Annotated in this window: 20 protein-coding genes and 1 pseudogene; 8 read left to right on the plus strand and 13 right to left on the minus strand. The window is 71.0% G+C overall.

Annotated elements, in window-relative coordinates; all coding sequences use genetic code 11:
- Nucleotides 1–31: 31 nt before the first annotated feature.
- Nucleotides 32–748, plus strand: a complete 717-nt coding sequence (locus OG504_RS17610; protein WP_405990677.1) for a GAF and ANTAR domain-containing protein — start codon at nucleotides 32–34, stop codon at nucleotides 746–748.
- Between the two features lie 339 nt (nucleotides 749–1087).
- Here OG504_RS17610 and OG504_RS17615 read toward each other — a convergent pair whose 3' ends face one another.
- From OG504_RS17615 to OG504_RS17630, 4 genes are all read right to left on the minus strand, one after another.
- A complete protein-coding gene (locus tag OG504_RS17615; RefSeq protein ID WP_405990678.1) occupies nucleotides 1088–2155 on the minus strand; it encodes a bifunctional class I SAM-dependent methyltransferase/NUDIX hydrolase in 1068 nt (355 codons plus the stop codon).
- A 28-nt stretch (nucleotides 2156–2183) separates the two neighbouring features.
- Nucleotides 2184–4085 (minus strand): ATP-binding cassette domain-containing protein, encoded by a 1902-nt coding sequence (locus tag OG504_RS17620; RefSeq protein WP_405990679.1) that lies wholly within the window; start codon nucleotides 4083–4085, stop codon nucleotides 2184–2186.
- Complete coding sequence (locus OG504_RS17625; RefSeq protein ID WP_405990680.1) at nucleotides 4082–4999, minus strand: phosphotransferase; 918 nt, start codon at nucleotides 4997–4999, stop codon at nucleotides 4082–4084. Before OG504_RS17625 ends, OG504_RS17620 begins: the two co-directional genes overlap by 4 nt.
- 331 nt (nucleotides 5000–5330) lie before the next feature.
- The gene (locus OG504_RS17630; protein ID WP_405990681.1) at nucleotides 5331–5681 is read right to left on the minus strand and encodes a hypothetical protein; all 351 of its coding nucleotides are present in this window, start codon (nucleotides 5679–5681) and stop codon (nucleotides 5331–5333) included.
- Between the two features lie 101 nt (nucleotides 5682–5782).
- Between OG504_RS17630 and OG504_RS17635 the strand changes: the two genes are divergently transcribed.
- Complete coding sequence (locus OG504_RS17635; protein WP_405990682.1) at nucleotides 5783–6994, plus strand: N(5)-(carboxyethyl)ornithine synthase; 1212 nt, start codon at nucleotides 5783–5785, stop codon at nucleotides 6992–6994.
- On the opposite strand, the gene OG504_RS17640 is transcribed toward OG504_RS17635, so the two are convergent.
- Together OG504_RS17640 and OG504_RS17645 are read right to left on the minus strand one after the other, a co-directional pair.
- Nucleotides 6991–7278 (minus strand): hypothetical protein, encoded by a 288-nt coding sequence (locus OG504_RS17640; RefSeq protein WP_327401180.1) that lies wholly within the window; start codon nucleotides 7276–7278, stop codon nucleotides 6991–6993. The genes OG504_RS17635 and OG504_RS17640 overlap by 4 nt on opposite strands.
- Before the next feature lie 53 nt (nucleotides 7279–7331).
- A complete protein-coding gene (locus OG504_RS17645) occupies nucleotides 7332–7688 on the minus strand; it encodes a PRC-barrel domain-containing protein (protein WP_405990683.1) in 357 nt (118 codons plus the stop codon).
- Between the two features lie 368 nt (nucleotides 7689–8056).
- On the opposite strand from OG504_RS17645, the gene OG504_RS17650 reads away from it, so the two are divergent.
- The gene (locus OG504_RS17650) at nucleotides 8057–8293 is read left to right on the plus strand and encodes a hypothetical protein (protein WP_405990684.1); all 237 of its coding nucleotides are present in this window, start codon (nucleotides 8057–8059) and stop codon (nucleotides 8291–8293) included.
- A gap of 574 nt (nucleotides 8294–8867) precedes the next feature.
- The gene (locus OG504_RS17655) at nucleotides 8868–9836 is read left to right on the plus strand and encodes an aminoglycoside phosphotransferase family protein (RefSeq protein ID WP_405990685.1); all 969 of its coding nucleotides are present in this window, start codon (nucleotides 8868–8870) and stop codon (nucleotides 9834–9836) included.
- Here OG504_RS17655 and OG504_RS17660 read toward each other — a convergent pair.
- From OG504_RS17660 to OG504_RS17675, 4 genes are all read right to left on the minus strand, one after another.
- Nucleotides 9778–11367, minus strand: a complete 1590-nt coding sequence (locus OG504_RS17660; protein ID WP_405990686.1) for an ATP-binding protein — start codon at nucleotides 11365–11367, stop codon at nucleotides 9778–9780. The two genes, OG504_RS17655 and OG504_RS17660, sit on opposite strands and share 59 nt — an antisense overlap.
- The gene (locus OG504_RS17665) at nucleotides 11364–12110 is read right to left on the minus strand and encodes a response regulator transcription factor (RefSeq protein WP_405990687.1); all 747 of its coding nucleotides are present in this window, start codon (nucleotides 12108–12110) and stop codon (nucleotides 11364–11366) included. Before OG504_RS17665 ends, OG504_RS17660 begins: the two co-directional genes overlap by 4 nt.
- Nucleotides 12097–13707, minus strand: coding sequence for a streptophobe family protein (locus OG504_RS17670; RefSeq protein ID WP_405990688.1), 1611 nt, complete (start codon nucleotides 13705–13707; stop codon nucleotides 12097–12099). Before OG504_RS17670 ends, OG504_RS17665 begins: the two co-directional genes overlap by 14 nt.
- Before the next feature lie 185 nt (nucleotides 13708–13892).
- Nucleotides 13893–14879: an LLM class flavin-dependent oxidoreductase gene (locus tag OG504_RS17675; RefSeq protein ID WP_405990689.1), complete on the minus strand. Its 987-nt coding sequence runs from the start codon at nucleotides 14877–14879 to the stop codon at nucleotides 13893–13895.
- 177 nt (nucleotides 14880–15056) lie between these two features.
- On the opposite strand from OG504_RS17675, the gene OG504_RS17680 reads away from it, so the two are divergent.
- Both OG504_RS17680 and OG504_RS17685 read left to right on the plus strand, forming a co-directional pair.
- Nucleotides 15057–16097: a phosphatidylinositol-specific phospholipase C domain-containing protein gene (locus OG504_RS17680; protein WP_405990690.1), complete on the plus strand. Its 1041-nt coding sequence runs from the start codon at nucleotides 15057–15059 to the stop codon at nucleotides 16095–16097.
- Nucleotides 16098–16132: 35 nt separating this feature from the next.
- Nucleotides 16133–16690, plus strand: a complete 558-nt coding sequence (locus OG504_RS17685; RefSeq protein WP_405990691.1) for a glycoside hydrolase family 25 protein — start codon at nucleotides 16133–16135, stop codon at nucleotides 16688–16690.
- A gap of 32 nt (nucleotides 16691–16722) precedes the next feature.
- Here the strand turns inward: OG504_RS17685 and OG504_RS17690 are convergent, their stop codons facing one another.
- Nucleotides 16723–17400 (minus strand): NADPH-dependent F420 reductase, encoded by a 678-nt coding sequence (locus OG504_RS17690; protein ID WP_405996361.1) that lies wholly within the window; start codon nucleotides 17398–17400, stop codon nucleotides 16723–16725.
- Between the two features lie 112 nt (nucleotides 17401–17512).
- Complete coding sequence (locus OG504_RS17695) at nucleotides 17513–18190, minus strand: FadR/GntR family transcriptional regulator (protein ID WP_405990692.1); 678 nt, start codon at nucleotides 18188–18190, stop codon at nucleotides 17513–17515.
- A 223-nt stretch (nucleotides 18191–18413) separates the two neighbouring features.
- Between OG504_RS17695 and OG504_RS17700 the strand changes: the two genes are divergently transcribed.
- Together OG504_RS17700 and OG504_RS17705 are read left to right on the plus strand one after the other, a co-directional pair.
- Nucleotides 18414–20018 carry a 2-isopropylmalate synthase gene (locus OG504_RS17700; RefSeq protein ID WP_405990693.1) on the plus strand — a complete coding sequence of 535 codons (1605 nt, stop codon included), beginning with the start codon at nucleotides 18414–18416 and terminating at the stop codon, nucleotides 20016–20018.
- A pseudogene (locus OG504_RS17705) lies at nucleotides 20015–20442 on the plus strand (ATP-binding cassette domain-containing protein); the annotation flags it as partial. The gene OG504_RS17700 and the pseudogene OG504_RS17705, both read left to right, overlap by 4 nt.
- A gap of 156 nt (nucleotides 20443–20598) precedes the next feature.
- On the opposite strand, the gene OG504_RS17710 reads toward OG504_RS17705, so the two are convergent.
- Nucleotides 20599–20811 (minus strand): EF-hand domain-containing protein, encoded by a 213-nt coding sequence (locus OG504_RS17710; RefSeq protein WP_033282798.1) that lies wholly within the window; start codon nucleotides 20809–20811, stop codon nucleotides 20599–20601.
- Nucleotides 20812–20850 lie beyond the last annotated feature (39 nt).

Here is a 20850-nt window from a genome sequence, read left to right on the forward strand (position 1 = left end):
GCGGGACCCAGTCCCCAACGAAGGTGACACGATGAATCAGCAGCTCCTGGCCAAGACCTTCGTCGAACTGGCGGACAACCTGGTTGCCGACTTCGATCTGATCGACTTCCTGCGCCTGCTCACCGACCGCTGCGTGGGCATGCTCGGAGCCGACGCGGCGGGCGTGCTGCTCGCGGACCGCGACGGCGAACTGCGCGTGATGGCGGCCTCCGACGAACAAGTGCGCCTTCTGGAACTGTTCCAGCTCCAGAACGACGAGGGCCCCTGCCTGGAGTGCTTCCGCTCCGGCGCACCCGTGATCGTCCCCGATCTGACCCGGGAGGCCGAGCGCTGGCCGCGCTTCGTCACGACGGCCCACCGCAGCGGCTTCACCGCCGTGCAGGCGCTGCCGATGCGGCTGCGGGACGAGGTCGTCGGCGCCCTCAACCTCTTCCGGGCCGCCCCCGGCCCGTTCGACCCGGCGGCCACGCTGATCGCCCAGGCCCTGGCCGACGTGGCGACCATCAGCCTGCTGCAACAACGCTCCAGCCGCCTCAGCACGATCCTCAACGAGCAACTCCAGACCGCCCTGAACAGCCGCGTCCTGATCGAACAGGCCAAGGGCAAACTCGCCGAACGCCGCGGCATCGACATGGAGCGCGCCTTCACCACCCTGCGCGGCTACGCCCGCGCCCACAACCGGCGTCTGTCGGACGTGGCCCGCGCCTTCGTGGACGACTCCGAGCCGCTGCCGGGACTGGGGGCGTGAGACGGGTGCGGCCGGCGGCCCTGACCTGCTGCTCCACGGTCCGGACGGCCGCCGCCGCTGTGGGGCGACGGCGGCCGTGGCCACGAGGACGAGAGGCCCCCACCACCGTTCCTCGCGCGTGTCCTCCACGGCGGCGGGTCTGATGGAAGCACCCCGTCCGGAACTGCCGGGAGAACGGAGCGGGAGCCGCGCACTCCGGCGATGCGGCTCCGGCCGGTCTCGAATCCGGCTCGGGGGCTGGGAGCCTGGGCGGGGAGACGCACCGCCACCGCACAGGGGCGCGGTCCCGTCTTCCCTCCATGGAGCGTAGAACAGACATGGGCAAAGCGGAACAGCGCCTTACGCCTGAGCCGCGTCCGGAGCGATCGGGTACCGGTGGACCGGCGGCAGGTCAGGCAGCAACCCGGGCCAGACCGTGTCGACGACATGCGCGCTCGGCGTGAACAACGGTTGGGCAAGCGTGGGCAGATCGGCGACCTCGTGCCACTCCCAGCGGTGGATCAACTGCGGTTCGGTGACGGTCGGTTGACCGGTCCAGCGGGTGACGCGGACGGCACCCGTCAGCCGGGGCATGCCGTGCGTGGAGTCCATCAGCAGGGCCAACAGCCGCGCGCCGCCCGGGTTCGGGTCCGCCCTCAGACTGGTCTCCTCCTCCAACTCCCTTACGCCCGCCTCCAGAAAGCCCTCGCCGGGGTCGTTCTTGCCCCCCGGCAACTCCCAGGCCCCGCGCACCGACCAGCCCAGCAGGATCCGCCCCGCCGAGTCGGTCACGACGACACCGGCACCGGTGAGGGCATGCGGCGAGGGTCGCTTCTTGCCCGCGTATGTGGCGGGCGCGGGGGCGGGTTCGCGCAGGACGACGAACGCGAGCCCGTCGGCGTCGTACCGCTCGGCCACCGACCAACTCCCGCACAGCGCAAGGATCTCCTCGTCGTCGAGCGCGATGGAGCGCCTGCCGTACGCTGCCTTCTCGGCAACGGGCGTGATGACGCAGACGACGCCTCCGGGTCGCAGCCGCTCGCGCAGCCGGTTCATCACCCGGGTGCGGTCGTGGACGAAGGCCCAGCTGAGGCGGAAGGTGATCAGGTCGTAGGCGGGATGCGGCAGGGCGTCGAGGCTGTCGTGCTCGATGTCCAACAGGTGGTAGTTCACCGCCGAGTTGGCGGCGGAGGGCTGGGCTTCGGCGCGGGCACGGACGAGGGCGGCGGGCGCGAAGTCAACAGCGTCGACCTGATAACCCGACTCGGCCAGATGGCGGGCGAGTTCACCCAGCCCGCACCCCACGTCCAGGGCATGCCCGCCTCCGTCGGGTACGGGAGCGTGCTCGGCGAGGAGCGCGCGTTCGGAGTCACGGAGCGGGCTGAAGGTGTTGCCGTCGGCGTAGTGCGCGTCCCATGCGTCGGTCACGGGGTTCTCCCTGCGAGGTGGTGATCGGTCAGCGGTCGTTCGACAGGGCGAGGAGTTCCGCGAACAGGCCACCGCCATGGGCGAGTTCGTCGTACGTACCCTGTTCGGCGATACGACCGTGTGCCATGACGACGATCCGGTCGGCGATCTTCGTGTTGACCAGCTGGTGGGTGACCACGATGGTCATGCGGCGGGCGGCGATCGCCTTGATCTGTTCGAGGATGGCGTGTTCTCCACGGGCGTCCATCTGGCTGGTCGGCTCGTCCAGGATCAGCAGGTCGGGCTGCCGGTACAGGGCCCGCGCACACGCCAGCCGCTGCCACTGCCCGCCGGACAGTTCGGTACCGCCCCACAGCTCGCGGGCGAGCAACGTGTCGAGCCCGTAAGGGAGTTCCTCCACCGACTCCCGCAGTCCTACGGCGTCCAGCGCCTCCCACACCAACAGGTCGTCCCCGGTGCGGGGCTGGCCGAGGGTGACGTTGTCGCGGACGTTGAGGGGCCACTGGGCGAAATTCTGCGGCACCAGTCCCGACAACTCCCACAACTCGTCGGGCGCGAGACCCGCGAGGTCGTGCCCGTTCCAGCTGACCGTGCCCTTGTCGGCGAGGAAGATGCCCGCGAGGAGCCGGGTCAGCGTGGACTTCCCGGAACCGTTCTCGCCGACCACGGCGAGGATCTCCCCGCGCCGCACGGTCAGCGAGACCCCGGCCACCGCGGGGATCTCCTTGCCCGGGTAGCAGTAGACGGCCTCATCGAGCCGGATCTCCTCGACCGGCCCACCCGGCCCCGACTCACCGCGTTTCTGGGCACGTTGGTCGGCGAAGGCGAGGAAGCCCTCCAGGTCGGCGAGGTACAGGGCGGTGTGGAACATCGCGGCGCCGTAGACGACGAGTTGGCCGAGCGCGGCGAGGGTGGTCTGGACGGCGACGACCGCCGTGGCGGCAATGGCGGGTTCGACGCGTCCGGTGGCGGCCAGCCAGGCGAGCGCGGCCCAGGTCGCGATGAGGAAGACACCGCCGATCGCCGAACTGGCCAGCACGATCCGCAGCATGCGCGGCGCCACGTCCAGGACCCGGCGGTCGATGCGTTCGGAGATCGTCCGGTGCCAGAACCCGAGGTAGGGGACCATCCCGTTGGCGCGGATCTCGTCGGAGAACTTCGGGCTGGTCACCCAACCCCGCATGTTCTGGCGGACGTTGCGGTCGCCGATGTTGGCGTAGTGCGTCTCGTACTGGACCTTCGCGTGCAGGATCGCGCCCACGCCGGCGGGCACGACCGCGAGCAGCAGCAGGGGCAGCATCAGCGGGTGCAGCACGGACAGCACCCCGCTCGCGCTGACCATCCGGACCACGGCGGCGGTGAAGCGCGTCGCGTCCTGCACCATCACATGGCCGCGGATCACCCCCATCTCGGCGGCCTCCTGCCGGTCCGCGAACCCGTCCTCGGCGCGCGCGGCGGCCTCCACCCGGCACACCGCCTCGACGAGGGAACTGTCCGCCGCCGTGGTCAGCCGCGGGGTGATCCGCCCGTCCGCGTACGAGGACAACGCGCTCGCGACCCGGCCGACCGCCGCCGCACCGGCGATGACCAGCAGCGCGGGCAATGCCTGATGCAGCCGGTCGCTCACGGGCCCGGCGGCCAGCACCGAGCGCATCGCCCGCGCGGTGGACAGCAGCAGCACCACGGCACTTGCGCCGACGGCCAGTTGGCAGCCGGCCAGCAGCAGTACGGCGGACCGGTCGATGGCCCACGCCATCCGCGCGGTCTGCGCGAGTACGGAGGGCAGTCGCGCGCAGAGTTTCCCGAACTCGGCCTCGGCCAACGGGTTCTGGGCATGCCGGCCCTCGTAGCGGATCTCGGCGGGCTGGGGTGGCGGCACGCGCGAGGCGGTCCCGGGCAGCGGTGCCCGGCCGCTCGTCCCGGCGCTCATCGGGCCGTACTCTCGGCGCGGCGGGGCGTCAACTGCCGTTCGGGCAGGTGGTGTTCGAGCTGTGTCATACGGCAGCCTCCCCCGACGGCCCCGGTACCAGCCGTACGACCGACCGCGTGCAGGGCGGTCAGGCAGAGCAAAGCGCGCTTCTCCTCCGGGAGGAGGCGGCGGCCGTAGCCGGTGAAGAACGCGGTTCTCAGGCGGGGTTGTCGGGCCCAGGGTCCGCAGGCCAGGGGGACAAAGTCCTGGACGACGGGGGCGAACCGGGCCCGCTCGAAGGCGATCAGCGCGAGGGGTTCCCGGGTGCCGGACCACCGCAGAGTGTGCTCGTCGACGTGGCCGTGGATGTAGCCGAGCGGGACCCGCCCTACGGTGCGCAGTTCGGCGACGCGGGCCAGCACGAACTCCCGCTCCGCGGGCGGCATTTGGTCCCCCGCCGCGTGGACGCTCCGCTCGGCGCTGTCGGCGGTGCGGCGCAGCGCCTGTGCCGCTTCCTCGCGGGCCGCGGGGGTCGGTTTTCCGGCCTGGTGCAGTTGGGCGACGAGGGCACCGGCCTTGCGGTGCACGGTCTCCAGCGCGGCGCCGGTCGCCCTGAGGTCGCTCAGTGGGGTGCCGGGGAGGGCGGTCATGAGCAGGGCGAGGTGCTGGGCCGAGGTCGCGGTGAGGCGGGGTGCGCGGCCGGGGCCGAGGTAGGACACGGCGTGCCGGTGGGCGAAGGTCTCGCGGGTGAAGGCGAGCGGGGAGGCGGCGAGTTTCACGCAGAAGCGTCGACCGCTGCCGCTCTCCGGTCGTGTCGTCACCTCCCACACGCGCGAGGCGTGGGCGGCGGAGGTGTCGGGGAGGCAGGTGAAGGGGCCGATGACGGATTCGGCCCAGGCCCGGACGGGGTCCGGCAGTGTGGTCGCTCCGGTCATGCCCCCCACCTCGGTGCGCGTCGTGACGTATCCGCGTCGGCGGCGGCCGTGGCGTCAACCTCGTGCATCGCGGGCGGGACCGGGACGGAGGCCGAGGGGGTGCGATGTTCGAACGCGAGCGGGACGAGGGTGGGGACGGGCACGGGATTCATGGCAACCTCCTGCGGTCGGTGCGGTGACTCGGTGCCAGAAGAACGTGCCTGATCAAGATGCCGTCACGGGTGCGGACGGGCGAACCGTCGGACGAAAGTTCGAGGATGCGGGTGCCGCCCTAGGGGCCGCTGGGAGGTGTGGTCACGATCCGGTGTTCGATCGGCCGTACCGGGAGCCGTCACCTGATCGAGGGATTGCCGGACAGCGCCGAACCGTCCCGATGGCGCGGGGAATCGGCCACCGGGACGGTGAATCGGCAGGCGCCGATGCCGGCGATGCCGACCTGTTGGAAGGTCTCGTTGACGCCGGACGCGACACCGGACTCGGCCGGTTCGGTGACCCCGATGGCCAGGGCGGCGCGGGCCGGGTCGAAGGCGCCCATGCCGAGACCGGAGACGACGAGCGCCGGGACGAGCACGGTCCACGGCAGGCGACCGTCGGCGTGCGCGCTCCGGCAGGCACCGCCCGGTGCGCCGCAGCGCCCCCGTCGGCGGAATCCAGCCCTTTCCGGACTGGAGTAACGTGGCATTACCGAGCGCACCTCGCACGCCGTCAGCCGTTTCGGCGTCGCCCTCGGGGAACGGCAACGCCGGAGCGCTTCGTGTTCCGGCCGGAAATGAGCCGCCCCACATGAGCCTGATGAGTCTCGGAGTACTGCACTCCTCCCGCAAGGAGAACGAGTTCCGTCTGCCGCTGCACCCCCGCCACCTCGAGCGGATCGCCCCGGACATCCGGGAGAGAATCTTCCTCGAACAGGGCTACGGCGAACGGTTCGGCATCGCCGACCACGCGCTGCGGCCCCTCGTCGGCGGCCTCCGATCGCGTGAGCAGCTGGTCGCGGAGTGCGACATCATGCTGCTGCCCAAGCCCATGCACGACGACCTCGCCGAGCTGCGCGAGGGCCAGGTGCTGTGGGGCTGGCCGCACTGTGTGCAGGACGAGAAGACGACGCAGATCGGTATCGACCGACGGCTGACCCTGATCGCCTGGGAGGCCATGAACCACTGGACCTCCACGGGCGCCTTCAGCGTCCATGTGTTCCACAAGAACAACGAGCTGGCCGGTTACTGCTCGGTGCTGCACGCCCTGCAGCTCGGCGGGCTGACCGGCAGCTACGGCCGTCGGCTGCGCGCGGTGGTCATAAGCTTCGGCGCCACGGCACGCGGCGCGGTCACGGGCCTGGGTGCCATGGGTGTCTCCGACGTCACGGTGCTCACGCAGCGCGCGGCGGCGGCCGTGGCCTCGCCGATGCCGTCGGTCGTGATGGGGCACTTCGAGGAGCAGGAGGACGACCCGACACGCCTCCAGGCGGTCACCGGGCTCGGACCCGTGCCGCTCGCGCAGTATCTGGCGGGGTTCGACATCGTCGTCAACTGCGTTCTGCAGGACACCGACGCGCCGCTCATGTTCGTCAACAACGAGGAACTCGCGCTGTTCCAGCCGGGGACCTTCTTCATCGACGTGGCCTGCGACGAGGGCATGGGCTTCGCCTGGGCCCGGCCGAGCGGATTCGGCGACCCGATGTCCACGGTCGGTCCGGGCTGCCACTACTACGCGGTGGACCACAGTCCTTCCCACCTGTGGAACTCCGCGACGTGGGAGATCAGCGAGGCACTCCTGCCGTATCTGCGTACGGTCATGAGCGGGCCCGCCGCGTGGGACGGCGACGTCACCGTGCGGAAGGCCATCGAGATCCGGGACGGTGTCGTCCAGAACCCGAAGATCCTCTCCTTCCAGCACCGGTCGGCCGCCTACCCGCACAGCCCCGAGGCGCAAGCGCCTGAAGGTCATGAGGTAAGGCGGCCTGACGGCAGGGCAGTTGAGGGCCCAGTGGTGGTCTAGCTCCGGTTGACACCGGTGGCCACCGCGTGGCCGATGAAGAGGTAGACGAGGGCGGGCAGGCCGTAGTTGACGACAGTGCGCCAGTCCGCCGAGTGGATGGTGAACAGGTTGTGCGACCAGCCCGACAGCCAGTTGGCCGCGTTGTGGACCCAGTCGACCGAGTTGTTCGCGGTGTTGGCGTCGAACAGATAGAGAGCGATCCACAGGATCAGGATCAGTGCCGCGATGTCCGCGATGACGGAGATGACCGTCCCCGCGGGGCTTCCGCCGTAGCGTCTGGACATGTTCAACGGGTGGCCCGGAACGCCGAGTTGAAACCTCTCGGCGTCCGGTGCCGTCAACGGCGGGCCAGTCGGCGCTCGCCGCCGGCACCCGGCTGGTACGGCAGGCCGTAGTGCTTGAAGATCGGTTCCTCCTGCTCGGCGGGCAGCACGTCGTCGGTGCCGATCGAAGGGGCCTCCTTCACCAGCGCCTTGGCGTAGCCGACCTTGACGTAGTCCGGGCCGACGATCGCGTCGTCCAGCGGCACGAAGATCAGCCGGTGCCGCGTGGGCAGTCCGACCCGGACCGTGGCCATGGCCGGCTCATCGGTGGCGGTGTCCACGTACACGGCCTCGAGCACACCGATCTTGTGCGACTCCGCATCCACGACATCACGCTCCCGCCACTCCCGGACATCGGCTGCGTGAATCATGGCCTTCTCCTTCGGACGACTCGTCCAACAGCGGGGTCCAGAGCGACAGTGCCGGGGCGGGGCCGCGGCCGAGACCGGGGCCAGTGCCCGTTCGACCAGCGTAGTCCTCGGCGCGGGACGCGCACAGTGATCGGGGACGACGGCAGGAAACGGATGGCCACCGGACACCTGTTCGGGAGGTGCGGGGAGGGCTAGCGTGTGTCCTACGGCCCCAGCCCCCGGCAGCGTCGACCCTCGCTCGCTCTCCCGCGCTCCTCGGGGGCGCATCTCGCGCATCGGTGCCGGATCGCCTCGCGGCATCGACGCGCTCCGTGCGGGCGCCTTTCCGCCGCCCGCCGCCTCGCTCGCGTTTCACGACAGGCGGACACATGTACGCGCTGATCGTTCCGGCCTCGACCCCCTTCGTCCTGCTCGCCACCGTCCTGGGCCTGTCCTGGTGGGAGGACCACATCCTGCCGACACCGGCCCCGACTCCACTCCCCCAACTCCTCGGCGCAGACGCCCCGTTGACCGAGACTCCCCCTACCCCGACCTCACCCGCCGCCCACCCGGAAAACGACGCCCGATCACCCGCGCCACCCCGTCCGCGCCAAGGGACAGCGTGACGTGGGCGACCTCGTCCAGAACACTCGAGAGGTCGCTGGGCATGCCGTCGAAGTCCGTCGTCTCCGCGGCGGTGATGCCACGGTCGCCCGCGAACTGCCGTAGGGCATGGCTTTGCCCACGCCCGCGGCGACGGTCTCGACGAGTCGCTCGCCGTTGGAGTGGTGGACGTTCAAGTGCGTGTGCCTGCCGACCAGTTCGGACGGTCCCACAGGCCGGCCTCACTGGGACGCCGGTGGCGTACTCCATGGCGAGACCGACGCCCGGGATCGCCGCCCGGAGCCGACGAACCGTCCCGGCGAGCGTGCGCGGGTCGACGGGGCGTTCTCCTACGACAGTTCGGGTGCCCATGTCGTAGCGGAGCGCCCCGTCGGAGCAGATCGCCGTCCTGAACGCGCCGAGGGCATCGGCCAGGCTGCGGCAACCCCGCCCACCTGCGTGTCCCGCTGGCCGAGGGCGACTCGAACGCCGGCTATTCCACGCGTGGTTGATCGGTTCGCCCGGTAGCGTGGCCCCATTACCCGCCCGGTGGGCCGGTCGGCGTCGTCCTCGCCCAGGAGGACACGAAAGGGAGAGATGACCATCGCCCCCGCCAGCGATCCCGCACTCGTCCGCGCACTGCTCGCCGCGCAGTTCCCGCAGTGGGCCCAACTGCCCCTGAAACACCTCGAACCCGCCGGTTCGGACCACGTCATCCACCGCCTCGGCGACACCATGTCCGTACGACTGCCCCGGAGCGACTGGGCGGACGGCGAGGCCGCCAAGGAACACACCTGGCTCCCCCACCTCGCACCCCAACTGCCCCTGGCCGTACCGGAACCGCTCGCCCTCGGCACACCCGGCTGCGGCTACGCGTGGCACTGGTCCGTCACCCGCTGGCTCGACGGGACGACGGCGAGCGTGGACGGCCTCACCGACCCCGCCCTGGCCGCCGGTCAACTCGCCGAATTCCTAAGCGCGTTGCAGCGCATCCCCGCCGCCGACACCCTGATCCCCGGCCCCCACCCCGAGCTGATCCGCCCCTCGCTGGCCACCCGCGACCAGTCGACCCGGGCGGCGATCAAGGCCGTGGACGGAGTCTTCGACACCGCCGCCCTGACCGAGGTCTGGGACAACGCGCTCGACGCCCCCGCCTGGGACCGCGAACCCGTCTGGTGTCACGGGGACTTCCACACGGGCAACCTGCTCACCGTCGACGGCCGTATCTCCGCCGTCATCGACTTCGGCGGCCTGAGCATGGGCGACCCCGCCTGCGATCTGGTCGTCGCGTACACCTTGCTGTCGGCCACGACCCGCCCGCTCTTCCGCACCGCGCTCGCCCTGGACGACGCCACCTGGACGCGCGGCATGGGCTGGGGCCTGACCACCGCGCTGAACGCCTACACGAGTTACGCGGCCACCGAACCCCGCGTCGCCCGACAGACCACCCGCCAGCTCACCGAGGTCCTCACCGAGCACGCGGCACGCGGCACGCAGCACCCCGGAGTCACCTCAACAGACCAGCCGGCGCCCGTAGTTCGGAATGAAGCGGGAGCCGGACCCTGAAGGTGGCCCCCGGCCCGGGCGTCGAGTCGATCTCGACCCGCCCCGCGTGCGCGCTGACCAGGGAGTCGACGATGGCCAGCCCCAGCCCGGCACCGCCGGTGGCGCGCGTACGGGACGTGTCGGCGCGGTAGAAGCGCTCGAAGATGTGGGCGGTCTGGGCCGGGGTGAGCCCCGGCCCCTCGTCCGCCACCTCCAGCACCGCGTCCTCGCCGACCGTGCCCACCCCGATGCGGATCGCGGTGCCGGGCGGGGTGTGGGCGACCGCGTTGCCGACGAGGTTGGTCACGACCTGGCGCAGGCGGGCCTCGTCGGCCAGGGCGGGAGCCGAGGCGGGGGTGCCGGTGCCGCCCGGGCCGGTGAGGTCGACCGGGCGGGTCGCGTCCAGGGCCCGTACGTCGTGCAGGGCGTCGGCGGCGAGGGTGCGCAGGTCCATGGGGGCCAGTTCGAGGGCCGGACCGGAATCGCCGGTGGTTCCCAGGCTGTGCTCGTCGAAGCGGGCCAGCAGGAGCATGTCCTCCACCAGCCGGGCGAGCCGGTCCGACTCCCGCGCGATACGGGCCATCGTGGCGTCGATGTCCTCCCGGTCGGAGACCGCGCCCATGCGGTGCAGATCCGTGAGGCCCTTGATCCCGGCCAGCGGGGTGCGCAGTTCGTGGCTGGCGTCGGCGACGAAGCGGGTCATCCGTGCCTCGGACTCCGCGCGGGCGGCGAACGCGGTCTCCACCCGGGCGAGCATGCCGTTCAGGGCGGTGGCGAGCCGGCCCATCTCCGTGTGCGGGCCCGCCAGTTCGGGCACGCGGCGGGACAGGTCACCGGCCGCGATCTCGGCCGCCGTCTGCTCGATCCGGGTCAGCGGGCGCAGCCCGGACCGCACCGCGAACCACCCGGCAAGACCCAGCACCACGAGCAGCCCGAGCCCGGTGGTCTCGTAGATGTGCCACATCCGGTCCACCGTGCCGTCCACCTGGCTCATCGACGCCGACACGATCACGCTGCCGCCCGCGTCGTCGCCCACGGCACCACCGCCCGGCAAGGTGACACGGGGTACCCGGGGCACGGCGATCGACCGCCACCGGGTGTCCCCCGAGGTACCGGCCACGGTGAACGCCCTGCCCGCGCGGCCGGCGACCGCGGACACGTCCAGGGTGGGCAGGTCGGGCCCCGACGCGTCGTCGGTGCGTTTCGGCCCGGCGAGCGAGTCGATACTGCTCTCGACGACGCCGTCCTTGTCCACGTACGTGATGACCGGGTTGCCCAGCACCTCCGTACTGAAGTCGGTGAGTCCCGGCGGCATCTTCCCGTCGGCCCCGGTCCTCGCCACGGTCGGCGGGAGTGCGGCGAACACCTGGGCGGAGGCCCGGAGTTGGGCGTCGACGCGGTCCGCCATGTAGGCGCGCAGGGCGTTCCCGGTGACGAGGCTGAACGCGGTGAACCCGGCCGTCAGCAGCACCACGGCGATCAGCAGCACCCGGCTCCGCAGCGAGGCCCGCGTCCAAATCACCCGCGGCCGGAGCCAGTTGCGGGTGCTCATACCCTCGGCCCGCGCAGGACGTACCCGACCCCGTGCACCGTGTGGATCAGCTTCGGTCCGCCGTTGTCCAGCTTCCGGCGCAGATAGCTGATGTACGTGTCGACGATCCCGGTGTCGCCGCCGAAGTCGTACTCCCACACCCGCCCGAGGATCTGCGCCTTGCCGACCGTGCGCCCGGCGTTGGTCATCAGGTAGTGCAGCAACCGGAACTCGGTCGGCGAGAGCCGTATCGGCTCGCCCGCGCGGGTCGTCTGGACGCCCTCCGGGTCGAGTTCGAGATCGGCGACCCGCAGCAGCGCCGAGGGGTCGCCGCTCGTACGGCGCAGCACCGCGCCGATCCGGGCGATCAGCTCCTGGAGGTCGAAGGGCTTGGTGACGTAGTCGTCGCCGCCCAGGACCAGCCCCTCGATCTTGTCCTGCGTGGCGTCGCGGGCGGTGAGGAACACGACCGGAATGTGCCCCGCGCGCGAGTCCGCACCCCGCTGCTCCCGCAGCCGCCGGATCACCTCGAAGCCGTCCATGTCGGGCAGCATCACGTCCAGCAGCACCAGATCCGGTGACACGTCACGCGCCCCGTCCAGCGCCTCCTGCCCGGTGGCGGCCGCGGCGACCGTGAAACCCGCGTGCCGCAGCGCCGCGCACAGCAGCTCCCGTACGGTCGGCTCGTCGTCCACGACCAGCAGGTTCACGTCCGTGGTGGTGGGCCGGGACAGGTGTGGTCCGGCCCGCTCAACGGTTGCCAAGGGGTGCCTCCAGGGTGCCGGGATCGGTTCCCGGCGCCGGGGCGTGCGAGGACGCGGCCGACGGGGACTTGCGCGCGAGGATACGGCGGGAGGATGTCATTCCTCCGTAAAGGTCCGCTGTGCGCAGCAGGCTCCCGAGGAAACCGGCCACCCCTCCGGCCAGCAGCCCGAACACCACCGTCCACAGCACGCTGCCGCTCAACTCGGCCCGCGTGCCGCCCATTTCACTCCCGAACATGCTGACCCCGATGTGCCCGGACGCCCCGGCCGGCCACGCCGCCGAACCCAGCACGACCGCCGTGACCACCCCGAACCGCTCGGCCGTCCCGAGATGCCGGGCCAGCGGACCGTCGTAGCGATGCAGCGGGCGCGCGTCCGCCGGAGCCGTGTTCCGTGCGGCCGCACGCGCACAGACCAACAGGATGACGGCGGTCACCACGAGCGCCCCGAGCCACAGCGGCCGGCCACCGGCCGCCAGACTCCTGAGGTGCTCGGTACGGTCCGGCTGCGCGGTACTGGTCTGCTGTCCGCCGCCCAGGGCACCCATGAGCGAGGCGAGCGGGTTGCCGCCCTGGCTCTGCACGGGGTGCGTCGCGGCGGTCCAGGGCGCGCCCACGCCCAGCGTCAGCAGCACGGCCAGCGCGTTCGGCGCGAGCAGCAGCACCCAACCGGCCACGGTCCCGACCCGCCCACCGGCCACGACCCCGACGAACGTCACCAACGCCATCGGTACGACGACCAGGACCAGGAGTGTGCGTACGACGGCGGAGAGACCCGGCGCCCACCCGGGCCGCACCCGGTCCACCGCCCCGCCCAACGGCACCCGCACCCGCCGACTGACCAGGCACCCGAGCGCGAGCACCACGGCCACCCACACCAGCGCGCCGAACGCGGTCGCGCCGACGTGGACCTCGTACGACATGGTCGTGTCCTGCGCCGAAGCGCTGCCGCCACTGCTGCCGCTCCCGCCGAACATCCCGCCGAGCGCGCCCATCGCGCCACTGCCGGCGCCGCTCGCCCCGGCGCCCTGCGCCCCGCCGCCGAGCCCGCGGCTCATCGCCGACGCGGGCAGGCTGAACGTCCCGTGCGCGAGGGTGGCGACGAGCACGAACGCGGTCAGCGCAGCCGCCCCGGCACCGGCGGCCCGGGCACCCAACTCGCGTGCGGTGACCGGCCGTTGCCGCAACCTCCGCGAGAACACCAGCCACAGCACCACGGACCCGACGAGCGTCACCCCGAGCGGCGCGACGTCGACGGCGCCGCTCATCGACGGGCTCATCCCGCCCCCGCCACCACCGAGGAGCCCGGACAGCATCGACCCCGCCGACCCCGAACCACCCGCGCTCCCACCGGAGTTGACGGACCCGGCACTCACCGACCCACCAACTGCCATGGCGGCCAAGGCCATTGCCATCGTGCCCAGCGACCCGACGGAATCCGCCCCCAGCAACCACAACGCGAGCCACGCCACGGCGGCCATCGCGACGAGCCCGCACAGCGCGGCCGCCGCACCTTCGAGGGCGCTGGCTCCCGGACTGTCGGGCAGGGGTACAGATACAGGACGGGACCTTGCGGTCGTAGAGGCAGGGGCAGTCATCGCGGGAACCCTCCGGGGCGTTTCGGGGACGTTGTCCGCACAAGGTGGCGCACGCGATTGCCGGGTTCCGGAGAGGTTCTGGGAGGTTTCTGAGAGTCGGTGCGGTACGGGTGCAGGTCACAGACGCGGGGCGGCGCGCGGCCGGCCGGGTTCCCAGGAAGTTCCCAGAGGCGCCGCGCAACCCGTCAGCCGAAGGCGGGCAGCACCTCCCGCTCGAACAGCCGCAGGCTCGACCACGCCAGATCCATCGGCATGCCCCCGCAGAGCGGATGGAACTGGGTGAACGGCCTTGCCGCGGCCTTGAGTTCGGTCACGAACCGCTCGGGCGTCAGGACCCGGTACTGGCTGCCGCGCCGCAACTCCGCCGGCCCGTCGGCCGTACGGAAGGGCGCGGCCACATCGTCCTGGGCCTGCCACTCGCCGTAGGCGTTGGTCTCGTGCAGGAAGAACGGCGCCATCCGCTCCCACCCCTCGTCGGGATCCTCGGCGAGGGCCACCACCCGGTTCGGCCCGATCGGGCTGGGCCCGGGGTCGGGGCGCCCCAACTTCCCGACCTCGTCGCGGTAGTACTCCCACACCTCGGGCACGGAGGGGACGAACCCGTCGGCGATCCGGGCGGCCCGGCGCGCCGCCGGTTCGCTGCTGCCGCCGAGCAGGACGGCGGGCCCGCCCGGCCGGAACGGCGCCGGCGTGACGCGCACCGTACGGCCCCGGTAGCTGAACCGCTCCCCCGTGAAAGCCGACTTGAGAGTGGTCACCACCTCGGTGACCCGCTTGGCCCGCTCCTTCATCGGCACGTCGAACATGGCGAACTCCTCGCGCACATACCCGCCCGCGACGATCAGGTCGACGCGCCCCCGGCTGATGTTGTCGAGGACCGCCAACTCCTCGGCGAGGCGCAGCGGATCGTGGAAGGGCGCGATCAACGCGGCGACGAGGAACCGGACCTGCTTCGTGCGGGCGGCCATCGCCGCGAGCATCTGGACCGGGCTGGGCAGATAGCCGTCCGGTGAACCGTGGTGCTCGGAGACGGTGATCCGCGCGCAGCCGAGCCCGTCGGCCCACTCGGCCATGTCAAGGGCGGCCGCGTAACGGTCCGCCATGGCCGTACCGGCCGACTCCGGGTTACGGAAGTCGAATCGAAGAGCGAACCCCACACCAGGACCAGTCATCATCCGAGAATATGATTCTCGGTGAGGAGAACACAATATCCGTGAGCAGGTACAACCTTTACCAAGTCGGCGGAAGCTGATGTTCCCCCAGCCTCTACCGAGCAGTAACCGCTTCGCCCTACGCTGCTGCCGCCACCAAGGCTCCAACTAGGCCACGGCGAAGGGGACTTGAGACTCATGAAGGCGATAAGACGGCTGGCGGCACTGCTGGGCACCGCCGCCCTGCTGCTGACGGGGGCCGCGGGCAACGCCCATGCGGCGGCGGCGAAGTTCTCCGGGACGACGACGATCGGCACGCACAACGCGTACGAGAAGGACAAGTACACGTACTGGGCGCAGGCGTTGAACTCCGGGGCCTCGCTGCTCGAACTCGACGTCTACGTCGACAGTTTGAGCAAGCGGTGGCGGGTCAGCCACAGCGACCTGTTCTCCAACGACAACAACTGCGAGAACGCGAGCACCCCCGCCGACCTGTACAGCAAGGACCGCAACCAGGACCTCGGCAGCTGCCTGGACAACATGGCCGCCTGGAACACCCTGCACCCGGACCACGCCCCCATCATCATCAAGGTGGAGATGAAGGTCGGCTTCAACCAGACCATCGGTCTCGGCCCGACCGCGTTCGACACCCTGGTCTCGCAGAAGCTCGGCAGCAGCGTCTACAAGCCGTCCGACCTGCTCGGCTCCTCCTACTCCACGCTCGACGCGGCGGCCCAGGCGAACGCGTGGCCCTCACGCGACGACCTCAAGGGCAAGTTCATCTTCGAACTGATCCCCGGCACGGTCGAGCAGGCCAACCCGTTCGACCACTACTGGACGGACCAGGAGTACGGCGACCATCTGCGCGACCTGTACGCGGCCGGCACGATCGCGCAGGCGCAGGCCTTCCCGGCGGTGCTGGGCGCGGCCAACGGCGATCCCAGGGCGACCCGTTGGACCTCGGACACGTCCATCCGCCCGTGGTTCGTCTTCTTCGACGGTGACGCGGCGACGTACGTCAACAACGGCTACGACACGTCGTTCTACTCCACGAACCACTACATCCTGATCATGACGGACGCGTACGCGGTGGCCCCGGCGATCTCCTCGACGGCCCCCACGGACGACGAAGTCGCCGCCAAATTGGCACTATTGGCAGCGGACCACGCAAGCGTGATCACTTCTGACTGGTCGGCGAAATCGGCGTCGGTGCTGTCGTCGGTGGCCACCAGAAGCTGAGGTTCCGGATAGCGGGGACGGGGCACAAGTCCCCCATGTTGCATGGCATCGACGTAAGCGCGTTCCAGTCCACCGCGTACGACACGGACGGCTCCTCCTTCGTCTTCATCAAGGCGACGGAGGGCCATTCGTACGTCAACCCCAGACTCACGGCCCAGACGAAGACGGGCCGTGACGCGGGACTGGTCGTCGGCTTCTACCACTTCCTGTGGCCGGGCAACATCACCGCCCAGGCGGAGTACTTCGTCAGCAAGGCCCCCGAAAAGGCAGGGGACTTGCTGGCGGTCGACTGGGAGACCACGGGCGACGGCACCCACGCCTCGAACGCGGAGAAGGACAGCTTCATCCGCAAGCTGAAGTCTCTCCGCCCGAACAACCGGGTCATCCTCTACACGAACCGCAACTTCTGGCTCACCATCGACAAGACGTCCTACGCGGGCGACGGCCTCTGGATCGCCGACTACGTCACGGCCGGCAAGCCCCGCATCAAGGCGGACTGGAAGTTCCACCAGTACACCTCGGACCCCCACGACAAGGATGTCGCCGACTTCACGACCAAGGCGGCGCTGCAGACGTGGGCGAAGGACGCCTGAGGGTCGTGTGAGTCGTCGCGCGGGCGGGCCCCTCAGCCCTTGAAGTCCCCCGTCCGCTCCCGCGAAGCCTCCGCCAGCCCCTTCACGATCCCGTCCACGCCCTCGCGCAGCCCGTACACCGGCGTCCCCGGCTGCTGGCGCCAGGACTCGTCGAGGGTGCCCGCGTCGACCGTGTCGAAGCCGAGGTCGTCGATCAGGGCCCGGACCACGCGCTTCGCCGCCTCGTCGTCGCCGGCGACCGGGAGGGCGAGGCGGTCGGGGGCGCCGGCCGGGCGGGGGCGGTCCAGGATGTCCTGGGCGTAGGTGCCGTTGAAGGCCTTGATCACGGTGTGGCCGATCTGCCGCGCGACCCAGCGGCTCTCGGTGAGGCCGTCGTCCAGGATCGCGGCGATCCGGCCGTCCCGCCCGGGGTAGTAGTTGTTGGTGTCGATGACCGCGACGTTCTCCGCCGCGCCGTCGAGGAAGCCCTTGGGCAGGTCCGCGACCGCCTTCAACGGGACGGTGACCACGACGACTTCGGCCCCGTTCGCCGCCTCCTCGGCCGGTACGGGGGTCGCGCCCGTCTCCTCGGCCAGCGCGGTGAGCGTCTGCGGGCCGCGTGAGTTGGCTACGGAGACGTCGTGACCGAGCGCGGTGAGCCGCCGGGTGAGGTTGCCGCCGATGTTGCCCGCGCCGATGATGCCGATCTTCATGACAGACCCTTCGCCGATCCGAACTCCGTGCACGATCCATGCACGCGCATGCTTCTGGGGGCCACAACCCCGGGTCTCCGTCACCTATTCCGGACCCGCCGCCGCACGAGTGACGCCGCGCCCGCGGAACCTACTCCCCGAACGGATCCTCCAGCTCCGCCCGCAGCACCTCCGCCGCCGTCCCCGCGTCCCCCTCCACGACCGCCCGCACCAGCGCCTCATGCGCCTCGTCCCCGGTGTTCGGATCGTGCGCGCGCAGCTCGGTCAGCGCCAGCAGCTCCACCAGCCCCTCCCGCAGCACCGGCGTGAACTGGCCGAAGATATCGGCGAGTACGGGGTTGTGGGCGGCGGCGACCACGGCCGCGTGGAACGCGATGTCGGCGTCGACGAACGCGATGTCGTCCGCCCCGGAGGCGGCCCGGCGGGCCTCCAGCGCGCGCTCCATCGCGCTCACGTCCTCGGGCGTACGGCGGCTCGCCGCCAGCCGTGCCGCCTGGACCTCGACGCCCATCCGCACCTCGTAGACGTCGGTCACCGCGGCCCGCCGCAGCCGGGTCGGCCAGTCCTCGGCGGGCTCGGTGGCGACGACGAAGACTCCGGCACCCTGTCGGGGCCGGACCAGACCCGCCCCGGCGAGCGCCCGCAACGCCTCACGGACCGTGGAACGGCCCACGCCCAACTCCGTTGCCAGCGTGGTCTCGCCGGGCAGCTTGGTGCCGATCGGCCACTCACCGGCGGCGATCTGTGCGCGCAGCCGGGCGGCGGCCTGCTCGACGAGGGGACTGGGACGGACGGGACCCAGCGGCACGGGCAACTCACCAACTCACAAGTCATCAGGCTCATCGGAACTCATCGGTCTCAGGAAATTCTCACTTGTCTGAGGACCTGAGGTGTGGCTAGCCTACTGGCATGACGCTCAGCGGTCTCCTTCTTCTCGGCTGCCGCGGCGGGGCCTGACGCGACTGGCACCCCGCCGCGGGTCGCCGTGCTGCCGGTCACCGTCCGACCGAGCCGAGAGCAGTCAGCAGACGATGACCATCGCATCCCCCTTCCGCTGGAACCCCCAGCGCCCGAGCCCGATGCCGTACGACCGCTACCGCCCCTTCCACGAACGCGTCAACGTCCCTGCCGGGGGACGCAGTTGGCCCGCCGCTCACATCGACCGTGCTCCCCTCTGGGTCCCCGTCGACCTGCGCGACGGCAACCAGGCGCTCGCCGAGCCGATGGACACCCCGCGCAAGCGCCGGCTGTTCGACCTGCTGGTGGCGACCGGTTTCAAGGAGATCGAGGTCGGCTACCCCTCCGCGAGCCGCACCGACTTCGACTTCGTACGGCACCTGGTGACCTCCGGCGCCGTGCCGGACGATGTCACGCCGGTCGTGTTCACCCCGGCCAGGCCGGAGTTGATCGACCGCACCTTCGACGCGATCGAGGGACTGCCCCGCGCGGTGGTCCACCTGTACATCGCGACCTCGCCGGTGTGGCGTGAGGTCGTGCTGGGCCGGGACCGGAGCCAGGTATGGGCGACCGTGCGCGCGGCGGCCGAGCACATGGCGCGCCGGGCCGGGGACGCGCCCGGCATCCGCTTCCAGTTCTCGCCGGAGACCTTCAACCTCACCGAGCCGGACTTCGTCCTCGAACTGTGCGACGGGCTCACGGAGTTGTGGGACGCGAGCCCCGACCGACCGGTCACGCACAACCTCCCGGCCACGGTCGAGATCGCGACGCCGAACATCTACGCCGACCAGATCGAGTACATGCACCGCAACCTCTCCCGGCGCGACTCGGTGATCCTTTCCGTCCACCCGCACAACGACCGCGGCACGGGTGTCGCCTGCGCCGAACTCGCCGTCCTGGCAGGTGCCCAGCGCGTCGAGGGCTGCCTGTTCGGCAACGGCGAACGCACCGGCAACGTCGACCTGGTGACCCTCGCCCTGAACCTGTACGCCCAAGGCGTGGACCCCATGGTCGACTTCGGCGACATCGACACCGTCCGCGAGACCGTCGAGCACTGCAACCGGCTCCCGGTGCACCCCCGTCACCCGTACGCCGGCGACCTCGTCTACACGGCGTTCTCGGGCACCCACCAGGACGCGATCAGCAAGGGGTTCGAACAACACGCCCGCAGCGCGGCGGAGTTGGGGGTTCCCGAGAGCCGCGCCCCCTGGTCCGTCCCCTACCTGCCGATCGACCCGGCCGACGTGGGCCGTTCCTACGAGGCGGTGATCCGCGTCAACTCCCAGTCGGGCAAGGGCGGAATGGCGTACCTGCTGCGCACCCACCACGGCCTCGACCTGCCGCCGCGCATGCGCCCCGACTTCTCCCGGGTCGTCCAGGAGGCGACGGACACGAGCGGCCGGGAGGCAACACCGAAGGAGTTGTACGAGCTGTTCCGGGAGACCTACGTGGTCGAAGGCCCGCCCGAACAGGCCGAGTTGGCGGACCTGGACACCGACAGTCTGATCAAGAGGCTCACCACGACCGGCCGCACAGTGGACGTCCTGGAGCTGACCGATGACGGGACGGCCGCCTACGCCGAGTGCCGGGTGGACGGTGTCACGGTGTGGGGTGCGGCGGAGGGCCCGGCAGCCTCGGCACAGGCCGTCCTGTCCGCGGTGAACCGGGTGCCGCGATGACGGACGTACTGCGCGCCGAGGACGTACGCGTCGTACGCGACGGCCGCCCCATCCTCGCCGAGGTCTCCCTCACCGTCCGCACCGGCGAGCACTGGGCCCTCCCCGGCGCCAACGGAGCCGGAAAATCAACCCTGTTGAGCCTGCTCGGCGCTCAGGTCCACCCGACCGGCGGCACGGTGGAGGTACTGGGGCGGCGGCTGGGCCGCGTCGACGTACGGGAGTTGAGGTCCTACGTCGGCCACGTGAACCCCGGACACCCGCTCACCTCCGGGTCCGGGAGGTGGTCCTGACCGGGCTGACCAACTCCGTCGCCCCACTCCCCCGTTGGCGTCCCACCGCCGAGCGGCTCATCGACACGATGGGGCTGGCGGAACTGCGCAACGCCCGCTGGCCCACGCTCTCCCAGGGGCAGTGCGGCCGCGCCGGGAGCATCCGGTCCCGGAGCGGCACGAGGGCCGCTGGAGCGTACGGGTCAGGAGCAGCAGCCGTCGGCCATGACTCACCGCCGGACATGACGGAAGGGGCGCCCGTCCACCGTAGGACGGGTGCCCCCTCCGCTCAGACAACGATCACTCTCGGGTCACTTGTTCAGGTGGGCCCAGAACTCGTCGAACGACAGGACCTTGTCCCCGTTGAGGTCCCGGCTCTTGATGATGGCCTCGGCGACCGTCTCGGTGACGTTCCAGTCGCCTCCCTGGGCCAGGGCGGTCTTGAACTCGGCCGCGGTGATGACACCGTCACCGTCCGTGTCGATCCGCTGGAAATGCTTGCGTGCTTCCTCGATGTCCGCCACCGGATCCGCCCCTTCGTAACGCTTTACTGCCTGTTGACG

The sequence above is a fragment of the Streptomyces sp. NBC_00986 genome (assembly GCF_045162565.1).
In the GTDB taxonomy this organism is placed as follows: Bacteria; Actinomycetota; Actinomycetes; order Streptomycetales; family Streptomycetaceae; genus Streptomyces.

Excerpts from the sequence above, each read along its gene's own strand:
- OG504_RS17610 (WP_405990677.1), top strand. The coding sequence starts at position 32 with ATGAATCAGCAGCTCCTGGCCAAGACCTTCGTCGAACTGGCGGACAAC.
- OG504_RS17620 (WP_405990679.1), bottom strand. The coding sequence starts at position 4,085 with ATGAGCGCCGGGACGAGCGGCCGGGCACCGCTGCCCGGGACCGCCTCG.
- OG504_RS17625 (WP_405990680.1), bottom strand. The coding sequence starts at position 4,999 with ATGACCGGAGCGACCACACTGCCGGACCCCGTCCGGGCCTGGGCCGAA.
- OG504_RS17630 (WP_405990681.1), bottom strand. The coding sequence starts at position 5,681 with ATGCCACGTTACTCCAGTCCGGAAAGGGCTGGATTCCGCCGACGGGGG.
- OG504_RS17635 (WP_405990682.1), top strand. The coding sequence starts at position 5,783 with ATGAGCCTGATGAGTCTCGGAGTACTGCACTCCTCCCGCAAGGAGAAC.
- OG504_RS17640 (WP_327401180.1), bottom strand. The coding sequence starts at position 7,278 with ATGTCCAGACGCTACGGCGGAAGCCCCGCGGGGACGGTCATCTCCGTC.
- OG504_RS17645 (WP_405990683.1), bottom strand. The coding sequence starts at position 7,688 with ATGATTCACGCAGCCGATGTCCGGGAGTGGCGGGAGCGTGATGTCGTG.
- OG504_RS17650 (WP_405990684.1), top strand. The coding sequence starts at position 8,057 with ATGTACGCGCTGATCGTTCCGGCCTCGACCCCCTTCGTCCTGCTCGCC.
- OG504_RS17655 (WP_405990685.1), top strand. The coding sequence starts at position 8,868 with ATGACCATCGCCCCCGCCAGCGATCCCGCACTCGTCCGCGCACTGCTC.
- OG504_RS17660 (WP_405990686.1), bottom strand. The coding sequence starts at position 11,367 with ATGAGCACCCGCAACTGGCTCCGGCCGCGGGTGATTTGGACGCGGGCC.
- OG504_RS17670 (WP_405990688.1), bottom strand. The coding sequence starts at position 13,707 with ATGACTGCCCCTGCCTCTACGACCGCAAGGTCCCGTCCTGTATCTGTA.
- OG504_RS17675 (WP_405990689.1), bottom strand. The coding sequence starts at position 14,879 with ATGACTGGTCCTGGTGTGGGGTTCGCTCTTCGATTCGACTTCCGTAAC.
- OG504_RS17680 (WP_405990690.1), top strand. The coding sequence starts at position 15,057 with ATGAAGGCGATAAGACGGCTGGCGGCACTGCTGGGCACCGCCGCCCTG.
- OG504_RS17685 (WP_405990691.1), top strand. The coding sequence starts at position 16,133 with ATGTTGCATGGCATCGACGTAAGCGCGTTCCAGTCCACCGCGTACGAC.
- OG504_RS17700 (WP_405990693.1), top strand. The coding sequence starts at position 18,414 with ATGACCATCGCATCCCCCTTCCGCTGGAACCCCCAGCGCCCGAGCCCG.